Below are 14,219 nucleotides of genomic sequence, written 5' to 3'. Positions count from 1 at the left end.
GGAAAATAAACCATGTTCCATATCAAACAACTCAGATGGATATTAAGCAGTGTGCTGGTGTTAGCGGCATGTACTTCAGTTCAAAAAGATACCACGCTTAACGGTATTGAAATTAAACCCGTAACGAGAGTTAATCATGCCAATGGAAGCCCTAGAATTATGTACTTATTGGGGCGATACCATCAAGGTAAGCTGGATTATCAGAAGGCCATCGCTGCCTACGAAAGGGCTCTTGAAGTAAGACCTGACTATGTTGAAGTACACAACGGATTGGGCGTTATATACTCCATGCAAGGCAAACATGAGTTGTCGTTGCGGCATTTTAATAAAGCAATAGAACTGGCGCCACAGGAAACCTATTTGTATAACAATCTTGGTTATGCTCATCTGATTCGGGGTAACTTTGTCGAGGCGATCAAATCATTAAGCAAAGCCTTATCACTGGATCCGGAGAACAAGAGAGCGCACTGGAATTTGGCGATCGCACAGGAAAAGAATCATTTGGATAATAAAGTGATTGCATCGCAACTCAATCCAGATAACTCATCCTCTATTGTCACTCAAGAGCTTTCCAAGACGAATACCGATGAATTTGGTGACCATATCACTCGATTTCGTGAAGACGCAGATTCGCAATTAACCTCTGTCATATCGTCCTCGGATGATCTGGACGCACACGATAAAAACTCCAGGCTACCGGATAATAAAAACATTCGATTAGAAGTTTCGAATGGTAATGGCATTACAGGTATGGCAAAGCAGATATCAGTTTTTTTTCAGCAACGTGGCGTTGCCAGCGTAAGATTGACCAATCACCAGACATATAATCAGAACAAAACTGAAATTTACTATCGTTCAGAAAATTACCATCAAGCTTATCAGATTAATCAAATGCTACCGGTACCGGTCAAATTGGTTGAAAGTGACCAATTACGTCACGACATACAAATAAAAATTCTATTAGGACAGGATTTTTCTCGAGAGACTGCTTACTTCAATACAAAAGAACTGGTGCAAGTCAGTCAGCAAAGTATCGAAAAATCCATCGTTCAATCTGAAAGAATGTGAAAAATCAAATGACATGTAATGAAATCCTTACAGTTAAGAAATTTTCAATTATTTTTTGAATAAGAGATCGGCATCAAAGACCATCAAGCGGAGATAGATTCTAAGGAAACGCTGAACAATTAGCGATTTTAATCCTGCCTCCCTAGGATTTCCGAGCCTTTGGCGATAACATTGCGGGACTTCTGTTTTTGGGAGCTTGCAAATGAGTACTCCGCGAATTTTCTACATTCATGACCCCATGTGCAGCTGGTGCTACGCCTTCAGCCAAAGCTGGGCTGCGTTGCAGCAGGCATTGCCGCGCGATATGGAAATTAGTTATCTCGTCGGCGGCCTGGCGCCGGATACCACCGAATACCACCGAACCGATGCCGCTCGCAACACAAAAAATGGTGCAACAAGCCTGGCAGCGTATCGAACAAACCGTTCCCGGTGTGCACTTCAATTGGGACTTCTGGTCGCGCAACACGCCGATCCGTTCAACTTACCCGGCCTGCCGGGCCGTTCTGGCAGCAAAAAAACAGCGCGCCGAAGCTGAGCCGGAAATGATACGCGCTATTCAGACCACCTATTATCAACAAGCGAAGAATCCCTCACTGCCGGAAACCTTGCAAGCTTGCGCTCAAAAGATTGGATTGAACGCGGAAACCTTTAGCGACGATTTGAAAAGCGCAACGATAGAAGCTGAACTACAGCGTCAGATGCAACGAGCAAGAGGCATGGATGTTTACTCTTATCCGTCTTTGCGGCTGGTCATTAACAATGCCGTTTTCCCGATTGCTATCGATTATTTGGATTATCGAACCATGCTGGATGAGATAAAAACAATCGAATCTAAGGTGACTCGTACTTGATCTGACAATTTCAGATAAATGATGTTAATTTGAGGGTGTAAATAATTTTGTGTAAATGGTCATATTGCAGGAAACTGCTTATATATTTTTGGAGTAAAAATGACCACACCCAAACCCCTGCCGGCCGGCTTAATTGATAGCCTGCTGGCCGATTACAAAAAGCCAGAAGATTTAATCGGTGAGCATGGTCTTCTCAAGCAACTCACCAAAGCGTTGGTTGAACGTGCCTTGCAAGCAGAAATGGCCGATCATCTTGGTCACGATAAGCACGAAACGGTAGTCAATGCCACTGGCAATACCAGAAATGGTAAAAGCCGTAAGACCCTGAAAGGTGAATTCGGTGAGTTACCCATCGAGATCCCCCGTGACCGTGAGGGCAGCTTCGAGCCTCTGATCATTTCCAAGCATCAGACCCGCTGGGCGGGCTTTGATGACAAGATCCTCTCGCTGTATGCCCGTGGCATGACAGTGCGTGAAATCCAACAGCACCTCACTGAAATGTATGGCGCCGAAGTATCGCCTACGCTCATTTCTACGGTCACTGATGGCGTAATGGATGAAGTGAAGCAGTGGCAATCCCGGCCTCTCGATGCGGTGTATCCTGTGATCTATCTCGATTGTATCCATACCAAAGTTCGTGACGCTGGTAGCGTTCGTACCAAAGCGATTTACCTGGCGATCGGCATTAACATGGAGGGCCATAAAGAAATACTGGGCTTATGGATTGCTCAGACCGAGGGTGCCAAGTTCTGGCTCAGCGTTGTCACTGAACTCAAAAATCGTGGCGTGCAAGATATCTTTATCGCCTGTGTCGATGGCTTAAAGGGCTTTCCCGAAGCGATTGAAACCGTCTATCCACATGCCATTGTACAACTCTGTATCGTGCACATGGTTCGTAACAGTCTCAACTACGTCAGCTGGAATAAACGCAAGGAAGTAGCTGCTGATCTACGTTTGGTCTATAGCGCCGCCACGATTGATGAGGCTGAGCACGCGTTAGCCGGCTTTGAAGATAAATGGAACAATGCTTATCCACCGATCGCCCGATCTTGGCGCAATAACTGGCAACGCATCATTCCATTCTTCGACTACCCGCCTGAGATACGGCGCATTATTTACACCACCAATGCGATTGAGTCAGTCAATATGAGCCTACGCAAAGTCAGCAAAAACCGTGGATCGTTTCCCAACGATGAAGCCGTGATCAAATTGTTTTATTTGGCTCTCAGCAATATCGCCAAAAAATGGTCTATGCCACTAAGAGATTGGAAACCGGCACTAAACAGGTTTACTATTCAATTTAACGAAAGAATGCCTCGGCATTATTAACCACCGTTTACACAAAATCTAGGACACCCCCGTTAATTTCTGAAATTGATTGACTGAATTCGACCCATTGCGGGCATTTGTTCGAGCTTAAAATAGCTTACCAAGTCGGATAAATCTGGGAACTGGAAGGTAGCCATTTTATTACCTTAGCTGTAAGAAATCTCAGGGTTGTTTACAGAGAGGTTGATTGAAATAAGCGGTGAGTATTTCATAAGGGGTAGCATTATTCAAACTCTTATGAGGCTTAACGGTATTGTAGAAATTAATGAAACGGAGAAGCAGAATGCGCCGATCGGCGCAGTCTTTAAAGGAAATCTGGCTGTGCCACATATCCATCAGGGTGCGGATGACTCGTTCGGCTTTGCCGTTGGTTTGCGGACGATTGATGCGGGTAAACTTCTGTCCGATACCGTGTTGTGTGCAAGCTTTGCCGAAAGCATGGCCGTCAGTTCCTTTAAATTCCTTGCCGTTATCGGAATAAGCGCAGTCGATCTGATACGGACATTGGGCAATGACAGTGTCTATGAGAAAGCGAGCTGCGCTGTGTTGAGTTTTATCGGGAAAAATATCGGCATACAGCTCCCTGGAAAAATCATCGATGGCCACAAACAGGTACTCGCGAGGTTCATTGGCGGATTGCCCTTTCAACAAGGAAAGCCGCTTGGTATCAAAGTGAACAAGCTCACCTGGGTAAGACTTGTTATAGCGTTTGGCTTCACGCTTGAGCCGTTCCTGGATGGCTTGTTCGACCTTAGCCAGGCGCTTAAGACCGTATTGCAACGTCTTGAACCGCTGATTGGTGCTGTCACGCGGCGTAAATTCCTGCAGTCTCGCGCGTTTCAGTACATCATAAATCGTTGGCCGGCTGACATGAAAGCGTTCCGCCAAATGCGCCACCTTCCACAGCCGGGTTTGATAAAGCCGCCAGATTTCCTGGCGATCTAATAAAGTTAATCGGGTGCGTTTGTGTATGTTCATCTACAGTATTCTCCCAAATACTGTAAACAACGCTAGTAATTCTTACACCTTAGCTTATAGCGAGTCGACAGCGCCCGTAGTCCGTAGGCTTGTTAAGTTCTAATAGTATCGGTACTCACCAGTTTTAAAGTGGAAGCAACCAGAAGAAAGTACGGAGGTAACTACGCCAGTGCTACCAACTTGAGCGGTAATTTCACATAAGCCTGAGATATAATTTCCTTTTGTGGCATAACTTCTATCTTGGCTCCAAACGTAATACACCGTTCCGTCCGGAAGATTCACGACGCGTGAGGGCGGTTGCTTTTGCAGAACAATGACTTCTGAAATGGTTTTACCTACCCATTGCTGTGATAGGTCTTGACTGTATTTCTCGTCAGAGATGCTCGCACATCCCGATAATCCTGCTGAGAAAAGAATGAACGTATGAATACGCAGCATAGACCCTCTTCGTTTATCATTAATTGTTTATGCGCAGTGCTCGTTCACGTGCGAGCTCATGCATGTAGTATGAAACTAAGCCAAATAGTCGGTTTAGTTCTTCAGTGTTTCCAGCTGCGGAAGTGGCAGCTTTTTTGCTCAATGGATCGGTTATCTCTTCTGCATATGTTCCTAGCATATCTGCAAGGTCTCCCAGTGCCTCATGATCGCCGCGATTGAAGGCTGACCAGAGCATGAGCATCGCTTGTTCGCGATCTTGTGGGCCGCCACGACCTTCATATATGAGATGTGCAAGTGCACGAAGAGCCTTAACATGGCCCATAGTTGCTGCTTGCTGAAAATTTGCCCTCGCCAGTGTGGCTGCTGCGGGTGATTGGTCTTGCTTGTAATCGTAGTTCATGCCCTCTCTGAACAGAAGGTCAGCGGGACTTTTAGCTGGTTTGTCTGTCATGTTTGCTCCAATTGAAATGACTGCGTAATTACCCCGTTCAAGTAACACGGGACCTTATAAATCATTCAGTCTCGAAAGATGTTGTCAGAAAATAATTTAGCATCCTGTCTCAGGTTCAAGTTGTCACTATTGAATGATTGCTTTTAGCCAAAAGCAGGCCAATTATCATCTCACCCAAACGAAAAATACTTCTTCAATTTATCCCAAAAACCATCGACCTCTGAATCGGCCACCGTAGTTTTGTCGATCAACAAGTTTTCCATAATCAACTGATAGATTCTCGATAGTTTCTCAAGATCGTCCACCGCCACGTGTTCGTTCAATTTATGAATCGTCGCATTGCGTGGGCCGAATTCGATGACTTGCGCGCAGATGTCGGCGATAAAGCGGCCGTCCGAGGTGCCGCCGGAGGTGGAGAGTTGCGGTTCGATGCTTGTGACTTCAACAATGGCGGCGTGCATGGCGTCGGCCAGTTCGGCCTTGGGGGTGAGAAACGGTTTTCCTGAGAGTTCCCATGCTAATTCATAATCCAAGCCGTGCTTATCAAGAATTTCGTGCACGCGGGTTTTGAGCGATTCAACGGTGCTGGCGGTGGAGAAGCGGAAGTTGAACAATAAGTTCAGCGTGCCGGGGATGACGTTGGTTGCGCCGGTGCCGCCGTGAATGTTGGAAATATGCCAGGTGGTCGGCGGGAAATATTCGTTGCCTTGATCCCATCCGGTTTGCGCCAATTCCGCAATCGCCGGTGCGGCCAGATGAATCGGGTTTTTCGCCAGATGCGGGTAAGCGATATGACCTTGGATGCCTTTGATCGTCAGATTGCCGGATAAGGAACCGCGGCGGCCGTTTTTGATGGTGTCGCCCAGCGTGTCGGTACAGGTTGGTTCGCCGACGATGCAGTAATCCAGCAATTCGCCGCGCGCTTTGAGCGCCTCGATCACTTTGACCGTGCCGTCGACGGCGACGCCTTCTTCGTCGGAGGTGATCAGCAGGGCGATCGATCCTTGATGATTGGCATGCTGTGCGGCAAAAGCTTCGATGGCGGTGATAAAAGCGGCCAGCGACGATTTCATGTCGGCGGCGCCACGGCCATATAACTTGCCATCCCGGATGGCCGGGGTGAATGGATCGCTGTCCCATTGTTCCAGCGGGCCGGTCGGCACGACATCGGTATGCCCGGCGAAACACAGCACGGGGGCAGTAGTGCCGCGGCGCGCCCAGAGATTGTCGACTTCGCCGAAGCGCATTCTTTCGATGTGGAAACCGAGTTTTTCCAGCCGCGCGATCAGAATTTCCTGGCAGCCGTCGTCGGCGGGTGTCAGTGAACGGCGGGCTATCAGCATTTGCGCAAGCGTCAGTGTGTCATTGGACATTATTTTTTCCTGAATTTAACAAGTTAAAGATTGGCGGCGGCCCGGGTGTATGAAATCCACAACAAACGCGTCATAATACTTCGGCGTTACAGTAGGGATTTGAGCGATTATCATGTAAATTGGGGACTGTAAGCTTTTTAAGAAGATGCTGGATTTTACACGTCTGATTCAGGTCTTGTACAACGTTGAATCATCATGTACTTAGCTTGAACGGGCTTAACTCACTACGAGGAAGATCACCATGCTCCTGTTTCTCTTCTATGTCATCTTGTTTGTCGTTGCCGTCGCCGGTGTGATTTTGGCTGTTCCGGTCATACGGCGCAATTTGGTTTCCAATCCGGTACTGAAGATTTTCCGCAAGATGCTGCCGCAGATATCGCAAACCGAGCAGGAGGCGCTGGATGCCGGTACAGTCTGGTGGGAAGGTGATTTGTTCAGCGGCAAGCCGGACTGGAAAAAACTGCTGGCGTATCCCAAACCGCAATTGACCGCAGACGAGCAAGCGTTTCTCAATGGCCCGGTCGAGCAATTATGCGCTATGCTGGACGAATGGAAAATCACGCATGAGTTGAAGGACCTGCCGCCGGAAGTGTGGCAATTCATCAAAGACAACGGTTTCTTCGGCTTGATCATTCCCAAGCAATACGGCGGCTATGGCTTTTCCGCGCTGGCGCATTCCGAAGTGGTGATGAAAATCGGTTCGCGCAGCGGCACGGCGGCGGTGACCGTGATGGTGCCGAACTCTTTGGGGCCAGCTGAATTGCTGTTGCATTACGGTACCGAGCAGCAGAAAGAATATTATTTGCCGCGTTTGGCCAAAGGGCTGGAAGTGCCTTGTTTTGCGCTGACTTCACCGGAAGCGGGTTCCGATGCCGGGGCGATGCCGGATTTCGGTATCGTTTGCCGGGGTGAGTACGACGGTAAATCCGATGTGCTGGGGATGCGGGTAACCTGGGAGAAACGCTATATCACGCTCGGGCCGGTTGCGACCATCCTGGGATTGGCTTTCAAACTGTACGATCCGGATCGCTTGCTGGGCAAGGATGAAGATCTCGGTATTACGCTGGCGCTGATTCCCACCAACACGCCGGGTGTCAACATCGGGCGGCGGCATTATCCGCTCAACGGCGCATTCCAGAACGGTCCGAACTGGGGCAAGGAAGTGTTCATTCCGATGGAATGGATCATCGGCGGGCAAGAGGGCGTCGGGCAAGGCTGGCGCATGTTGATGAATTGCTTGTCGGTCGGGCGCGCCATTTCGTTACCGGCCACCAGTGTGGGCGCGGCCAAATTGGCGGCGCGCACTGCCGGTGCGTATGGCCGGGTGCGTACGCAATTCAAAACGCCGATCGGTTATTTTGAAGGTATCGAGGAAGCATTGGCGCGCATCGGCGGCAACACTTACATGATGGATGCCGCGCGTGTGCTGACGGCCACTGCGGTCGATCTGGGTGAGAAACCCTCGGTGGCGTCGGCCATCGTCAAATATCATCTGACCGAACGGGGACGCCAAGCGGTCAACGACGCGATGGATATTCACGGCGGCAAGGGAATTTGCATCGGCCCGAGAAACTATCTGGGGCGCACCTATCAGCAGATTCCCGTCAGTATCACCGTGGAAGGGGCCAACATTCTGACGCGCAGCATGATTATTTTCGGTCAGGGCGCGATCCGTTGCCATCCCTACCTGCTGAAAGAAGTCAATGCAACGCACGATAACAATCCGGATCGTGCATCGCGAGCGTTCGACGAAGCCTTGATCGGGCATGCGCAGTTTACCCTGCGGAATACGGCAAATGCTTTGTTTTACGGGTTATTCGGTGACTATATCAAAGACAACGCACCGGAAAACAGCACCCCGGAAACCGCTGTTTATTACCGTAAGCTGGCGCGTTTCTCCGCCAGTTTCGCCTGTATCGCCGATATCGGGTTGATGCGCCTGGGCGGTTCGCTGAAACGCAGAGAAAGATTATCCGCCAGATTGGGCGATATCCTCAGTATGCTGTATTTATGCTCGGCGACACTGAAACGGTTTGAGGACGATGGCCGTCCCAGTTCCGATCTGCCGTTGCTGCATTGGTCTATGCAGGATGCGCTGTATCGATTGCAACAAGCGTTCGATGAGTTTCTGACCAATTTCCCGGGGCATATTACGTTGATCTGGGCGCTGAAAGCCTTGGTCTTCCCGCTCGGGAAACGCTGCAAACCACCCACTGATACCCTGGCGCATGAAGTCGCCAGACTAATGATGGAACCGGGCGCGGTGCGCGATCGTTTGACTTCCGGAATTTTTGTTCCCACCGCCGACGGTGAACCGATGGCGGATCTGGAGCACGCTTTGCAATGCGTCATTCAATGCAGCGCCATCGAAGCCAAACTGCGCGAAGCGGTCAAGCAGCATAGAATTACCGATCATGGTGAAGGACAGATCGCTCAAGCGTTGCAATTGAACATCATTACCGCGGAAGAAGCGGATCTTCTGAACAAATTGAAAGATTTGCGCGGCCGGGTGGTTAAAGTGGACGATTTTCCGCGTGATTTTGGACACGAAACAAGTAAAGACACGGGAATTGCCGGAACAATCGGTCACGTGGCGAGCGCCGCCGGTGCCGGAGCTGCTGGTTTTGTCGCCGCGGTGAGTGCTGCGGCCGCTGCGGCTGCCGAAGTAATGGAAAGTATTTCTTCAGACGAAGGCGGTGACGAAGAGGAACAAGACAGGGAATGACGCGCACTGAAAACATAAGGACACTGACAGAAATCGCGGAATAAAAAGGAGCGCTATGCAAATCGAGCAAGACGGAATGACAAATATTATTCCGGTAGAAGAAGCGAAAACACTGGATGGTCTTTTCAAGGCACGCGTGCAGCGCACACCGCAGAAAGTCGCGTACCGCTATTTCAACGCCGTCAGCGAGGAATGGGCTAACTATACCTGGGAGCAGATGAATCAATGGGTGGCGCGCTGGCAAGCTGCGTTGATGAAAGAATCGCTTGCGGCGGGCGACAGGGTTGCGGTGATGATGAAGAATTGCCCGGAATGGGTGATGTTCGAGCAAGCGGCGCTCGGCCTCGGGCTGGTGGTGATTCCCTTGTATACCGATGACCGGGTTGAAAATGCGGCTTACGTCATCAACGATGCCAACGTTAAATTATTGCTGTTGGATAACTCGCATCAATGGCAGCAATTTTTGACCATCCACAATGAAATAGAGGGATTGCAGCGGGTGCTCATCCTCCGGCCTTTTGAGCCGGATAGCATCGATGCCTGCGACAATGTCCGTATCGTGGCTGCGATGGATTGGCTGTCGTCGGCTCATGCCGGTGAAGTGCAGCATATCCCCAGCGATCCGCATGCGCTGGCCACGATCATTTATACCTCCGGCACATCCGGCCGCCCCAAGGGTGTCATGCTCAGTCATCACAATATCTTGAGTAACGTGGCCAGCTGTTTGCAGGTGATTCCGGTGCAACCGGATGATTTGTTACTGTCGTTTTTACCGTTGTCGCATACTTTTGAACGGACATCGGGGTATTACGTGCCGATGATGGCGGGCGCGACGATTGCGTATGCACGCTCGATTCCGCAGTTGCAGGAAGATCTGCTGACCATCCGCCCGACGTTGTTGATTTCGGTGCCGCGCATCTATGAACGGGTTTATGCGGGCATAAAGGCAAAACTAGCCGAGGGTTCTGGTTTTGCGCGCTGGTTGTTCAATTTTGCGGTGGAAACCGGGTACAGCCAGTTTGAATGCCAGCAAAGAAGGGGGTACCGGCGCTTGTCGCATGTGTTGTGGCCAATCCTCGATCGGTTGGTGGCCAGCAAAGTGCTGGGCAAGCTGGGCGGAAGGTTGCGGATGGTGATGAGCGGCGGCGCGGCCTTACCGGCTGAAGTTTCGCGCATATTTATCGGTCTTGGATTGCCTGTTTTGCAAGGCTACGGAATGACGGAAAGCAGTCCGGTCGTGTGTGCTAACCGGGTTGAGGATAATGTGCCGGCCAGTGTCGGTTTGCCGATTCCCGGCGTGGAAGTCAAATTGGGGGAAAACAATGCCTTGCTGGTGCGGGGGCCGAATGTGATGCTGGGATACTGGAATAATCCGGAAGCGACGAAAGCGGTGATTTCGCCGGATGGCTGGCTGAATACCGGTGATATCGCATCGATTGATGCGCAAGGCCATGTCACGATCACCGGGCGGTTGAAAGAGATCATCGTTTTGTCGACCGGTGAGAAAGTGCCGCCGGGTGATATGGAAGCGGCGATTCTGCGTGATCCGCTGTTCGAACAGGTGATGTTGATCGGCGAAGCGCGTTCTTATTTAAGTGTTCTGGCGGTATTGAATCCGGCCCGGTGGCAGGATCTTATCGCGCATTATGGTCTGGATGATCGTTTGGATAGTGAACAGCAGAAACATCAGCTGGAGAAAATTTTGCTGGAAAAAATCACGCACCAAACCAGTGAATTTCCAGGCTATGCCAAAATACGCCGTGTTGCCGCCGTTCATGAACCTTGGACTATTGAAAACGGGCTGTTGACACCCACGCTCAAATTAAAGCGCACAAAGGTGCTGGAAAAATATAAAGCCGAAGTCGACAAACTGTATATCGGGCATTAAGCAGCGGGCATTGCCCCATTGAATCTTTTCGAGAGAAGGAAACAAGCCGATGGCAAAAGATACGAGTAAGCTGGATAAAGTGGTTCTGGAAGCGCGCCGGAATGCCGAAAAACGCGCGCAGGGATACCGCGAACAAGCGCTTAAATTATTTCCCTGGGTGTGCGGGCGTTGCGCGCGCACGTTCGATCATAAGAATTTACAGTTACTGGAAGTGCATCACAAAAACAGCAATCACGACGATAATCCGCCCGATGGCAGTAACTGGGAACTCCTCTGTACCTACTGCCACGAAAACGAGCATTCCAAGCTCAAGGATGCCATGGGCCGGACGGATAGCGGGCAAACCGGAAACACGGCGACGTTCAATCCTTTTGCCAATCTGAAAGATATGCTGAAGAACAAACCTTGATCCGGATTCCGCTTGTTCAATTGAATTCAGATCAATGGCGGTATTCCAGGCTGAAGTGCGTTGTATTAAACGGGCAGGCGGTTATAATGAGTTTTTCGAGCTTATGGGAGTCAGGTCATGGTGAAGTTAACGGATATCAAAGGAATCGGTCCGGCTACAATCAAAATATTGCAAGAACGCAAAATAAAAACGGTTGAGGCGCTGGCTTCGCTGAGTTTGGAAGAGCTGCGGAAAATACCGGGTTTCAAAGGTGAGTTGCGTGCGCGTGCGGTCAAACAAGCCGCGGCGGATAGCCTGCGGGAAAAGCCAATCAAACAAGCCAAACCGGCCGGTGCGGCGGATAGCAGCCCACTGACTGTGATCAAGAAGACTGTAGCCGGTCAGATAGTAAATCCGCCTGAAGCGGATAAAGCAAAAGACAAAGATAAAGGCAAAGACGAGAAAAAAGCCCGGAAAGACGACAAGAAAGCAGTAAAAGACAAAGAAAAGAAAAAGAAGCATAAAGATAAGAAAAAAGACGGCAAGAAAAAAGATAAAAAGAAATCATAGCTCCTTGGGTCTGATCAAGCATTGCAGGCGCGCTTGATGCGCTTTTGCCGAAATGGGCGCAGTACCGAAATCAAGCACGGCGGTTGCAGCGGTGGTCAGTAATTTACCGGAATCGTTAACAGGTGGGGGATCATGGCACAGGTGGCAGAGTAATTGATCCAGACCGGGATTATGGCCGACGATCAGCAAGGTGTGAGCGCCTGCGCCGTATTGATCGACCAGCGCAATCAGGTCATTGAGCGATGCTTCATAGATTCTGTCTTCCCACAGCACATGCTGCTGAGCGAAATCCAATTGCTCCGCAACCAACTGGCAGGTTTGTTTTGCGCGCCGCGCAGGTGAACAGAGTATCCGGCCGATGCGGTACTGTTTCTGTTTCAACCATTGTCCCATTTGTTTTGCAGCTTTTTTGCCGCGCGTGGTCAGCGGGCGGTCGAAATCGGATTTGCTCGCATCGCTCCAGTCCGATTTGGCGTGTCGCATGATGATCAGTTGATTTTTTTGCATCGCTTGAATAGAAAACATATTCACCAATCTACATACTAACACCCCTATGGCACCGAATATGGATGAATCCTACGCAGCAGTGGATTTAGGTTCAAACAGCTTTCATATGATTGTGGCGAATTGGGCGGATGGCCGCTTGCAGATCATTGACCGCATGAAAGAAATGGTGCGATTGGCTTCTGGCTTGAATGACAAGCAGGAATTGTCCAACGAATCGATGCAGCAGGCGCTGGAATGCCTGCAGCGGTTCGGTCAGCGCATCCGGGAAATTCCGCATGTGAATGTGCGTGCCGTCGGTACCAATACGCTGCGCCAAGCCCGCAATGGCGGCGATTTTTTGCTACAAGCGCACCATGCATTGGGTCATCCGATTGAGATTATTGCCGGCCGTGAAGAAGCACGGCTGATTTATTCCGGTGTGGCGCATACGTTGTACGATGAGGTCAATAAGCGGCTGGTGATCGACATCGGCGGCGGCAGTACGGAGCTGATCATCGGCCGGGGGTACGACACATACCAGACGGAAAGCTTGTATATGGGTTGCGTCAATATGGAGCAGCGGTTTTTCGACGACGGTAAGATAAAAGCCAAAAAAATGCGCAAGGCCATCTTGTTTGCAATGCAGGAACTGGAATCGCTGGAAACGGCGTATAAGAAAACAGGCTGGGATTATGCCTTGGGTTCTTCCGGCACCATCATTGCCATACGCGATGTGGTGCAAGCGCAAGGCTGGTGCGATTCCGGCATCACAGCACCCGCGCTGACACAATTGATGGACGAGCTTATCGCGATCGGTGACAGTGCGTTCATTAATTTTCCTGGTTTATCGGAACGCAGAAAGCCGGTTTTTGCTAGCGGCGTCGCGATATTGTACGGTGTGTTTGAGGCACTCAATCTGAAGAAGATCGATGTATCCGAAGGCGCGTTGCGTGAAGGTTTGCTGTATGACCTGATCGGCCGGGTGCACGATGAAGATGTCAGGGACAACACGGTCATGGCGGTAGCGCAACGCTACAATGCCGATCTGGAGCAAGCTGGCCGAGTCAGAGACACTGCCGGAAATTTTTTTAATCAGGTAAAAGCGTCCTGGGAATTGGATGAAAAAAACGACCTGAAATTACTGCTGTGGGGCGCTTACATTCATGAAATCGGCTTATCGGTTGCGCATAACCAATATCACCGGCACGGCGCTTATCTGACGGCCAATTCGGATTTGGCTGGTTTTTCGCGCCAGGAGCAAACGAAATTGGCGATGCTGGTGCGCAGCCATCGCCGCAAGTTTCCCGTGGAAGAATTTGAATCGATTGCTGTTTCCATGCGCACCTCCATTATTAGATTATGTATCTTGCTCAGGCTGGCGGTGGTGATGCACAGAAGCCGCTCGAACATCAGCTTGCCGGAAATACTGATTTACGTAAATAAGAACCGCGTGAATTTGGACTTTCCGCCCGGCTGGCTGGATAAACACCCCTTAACGCTGGTTGATCTCATTACCGAGCAAGGTTTTTTGCAGATCGCGGATATCAAACTATCCTTTCATTAGGCAGTTGCAACAGCTTACTTGAGATTACATGCGGAATTCATTGCAAGCTATTGAACTTATGGGTTGCGAGCGCTAGACTGCTGCATTTCCCGATATCGGAAAAACGGATT

At 50.1% G+C, this 14,219-nt stretch carries 13 protein-coding genes; 8 read left to right on the top strand and 5 right to left on the bottom strand.

What is annotated here, in order from left to right; all coding sequences use genetic code 11:
* The first annotated feature begins 12 nt into the window (after window positions 1-12).
* The 3 genes from R2103_RS11100 to R2103_RS11090 all read left to right on the top strand — a co-directional run bounded on the left by R2103_RS11100 (window position 13) and on the right by R2103_RS11090 (window position 3,248).
* Window positions 13-1,068 (top strand): LytR C-terminal domain-containing protein, encoded by a 1,056-nt coding sequence (locus R2103_RS11100; RefSeq protein ID WP_317531461.1) that lies wholly within the window; start codon window positions 13-15, stop codon window positions 1,066-1,068.
* Window positions 1,069-1,298: 230 nt separating this feature from the next.
* Entirely contained in the window at window positions 1,299-1,919 is a 621-nt protein-coding gene (locus R2103_RS11095) for a DsbA family protein (protein WP_317531460.1), read from the top strand.
* A 99-nt stretch (window positions 1,920-2,018) separates the two neighbouring features.
* Window positions 2,019-3,248, top strand: a complete 1,230-nt coding sequence (locus tag R2103_RS11090; RefSeq protein WP_317529959.1) for an IS256 family transposase — start codon at window positions 2,019-2,021, stop codon at window positions 3,246-3,248.
* Window positions 3,249-3,410: 162 nt separating this feature from the next.
* On the opposite strand, the gene R2103_RS11085 is transcribed toward R2103_RS11090, so the two are convergent.
* The 4 genes from R2103_RS11085 to dapE all read right to left on the bottom strand — a co-directional run bounded on the left by R2103_RS11085 (window position 3,411) and on the right by dapE (window position 6,488).
* The gene (locus R2103_RS11085; protein ID WP_317531459.1) at window positions 3,411-4,226 is read right to left on the bottom strand and encodes an integrase core domain-containing protein; all 816 of its coding nucleotides are present in this window, start codon (window positions 4,224-4,226) and stop codon (window positions 3,411-3,413) included.
* Between the two features lie 99 nt (window positions 4,227-4,325).
* On the bottom strand, window positions 4,326-4,664 hold the full coding sequence (locus tag R2103_RS11080) for a hypothetical protein (protein WP_317531458.1): 339 nt from the start codon (window positions 4,662-4,664) through the stop codon (window positions 4,326-4,328).
* 19 nt (window positions 4,665-4,683) lie between these two features.
* Window positions 4,684-5,115 carry a hypothetical protein gene (locus tag R2103_RS11075; protein WP_317531457.1) on the bottom strand — a complete coding sequence of 144 codons (432 nt, stop codon included), beginning with the start codon at window positions 5,113-5,115 and terminating at the stop codon, window positions 4,684-4,686.
* 170 nt (window positions 5,116-5,285) lie between these two features.
* On the bottom strand, window positions 5,286-6,488 hold the full coding sequence (gene dapE / locus R2103_RS11070) for a succinyl-diaminopimelate desuccinylase (protein WP_317531456.1): 1,203 nt from the start codon (window positions 6,486-6,488) through the stop codon (window positions 5,286-5,288).
* A gap of 241 nt (window positions 6,489-6,729) precedes the next feature.
* Here dapE and R2103_RS11065 point away from each other — a divergent pair, with 241 nt between their 5' ends.
* The 4 genes from R2103_RS11065 (at window position 6,730) to R2103_RS11050 (ending at window position 12,059) form a co-directional block, all read left to right on the top strand.
* Window positions 6,730-9,213 (top strand): acyl-CoA dehydrogenase, encoded by a 2,484-nt coding sequence (locus R2103_RS11065; protein WP_317531455.1) that lies wholly within the window; start codon window positions 6,730-6,732, stop codon window positions 9,211-9,213.
* A 76-nt stretch (window positions 9,214-9,289) separates the two neighbouring features.
* Window positions 9,290-11,101 (top strand): long-chain fatty acid--CoA ligase, encoded by a 1,812-nt coding sequence (locus tag R2103_RS11060; protein WP_317531454.1) that lies wholly within the window; start codon window positions 9,290-9,292, stop codon window positions 11,099-11,101.
* A 49-nt stretch (window positions 11,102-11,150) separates the two neighbouring features.
* On the top strand, window positions 11,151-11,510 hold the full coding sequence (locus R2103_RS11055; RefSeq protein ID WP_108698088.1) for a YajD family HNH nuclease: 360 nt from the start codon (window positions 11,151-11,153) through the stop codon (window positions 11,508-11,510).
* 117 nt (window positions 11,511-11,627) lie between these two features.
* Window positions 11,628-12,059, top strand: a complete 432-nt coding sequence (locus tag R2103_RS11050) for a helix-hairpin-helix domain-containing protein (protein ID WP_317531453.1) — start codon at window positions 11,628-11,630, stop codon at window positions 12,057-12,059.
* On the opposite strand, the gene sixA is transcribed toward R2103_RS11050, so the two are convergent.
* On the bottom strand, window positions 12,054-12,584 hold the full coding sequence (sixA, locus tag R2103_RS11045; RefSeq protein ID WP_317531452.1) for a phosphohistidine phosphatase SixA: 531 nt from the start codon (window positions 12,582-12,584) through the stop codon (window positions 12,054-12,056). The genes R2103_RS11050 and sixA overlap by 6 nt on opposite strands.
* Before the next feature lie 40 nt (window positions 12,585-12,624).
* Between sixA and ppx the strand changes: the two genes are divergently transcribed.
* Entirely contained in the window at window positions 12,625-14,109 is a 1,485-nt protein-coding gene (ppx, locus tag R2103_RS11040) for an exopolyphosphatase (protein ID WP_317531451.1), read from the top strand.
* Window positions 14,110-14,219 lie beyond the last annotated feature (110 nt).

It is taken from the genome of Nitrosomonas sp. Is24 (assembly GCF_033063335.1).
In the GTDB taxonomy this organism is placed as follows: Bacteria; Pseudomonadota; Gammaproteobacteria; order Burkholderiales; family Nitrosomonadaceae; genus Nitrosomonas.
Note: the sequence above shows the minus strand (reverse complement) of the source record. Positions and strands in the feature narration are given on the sequence as shown.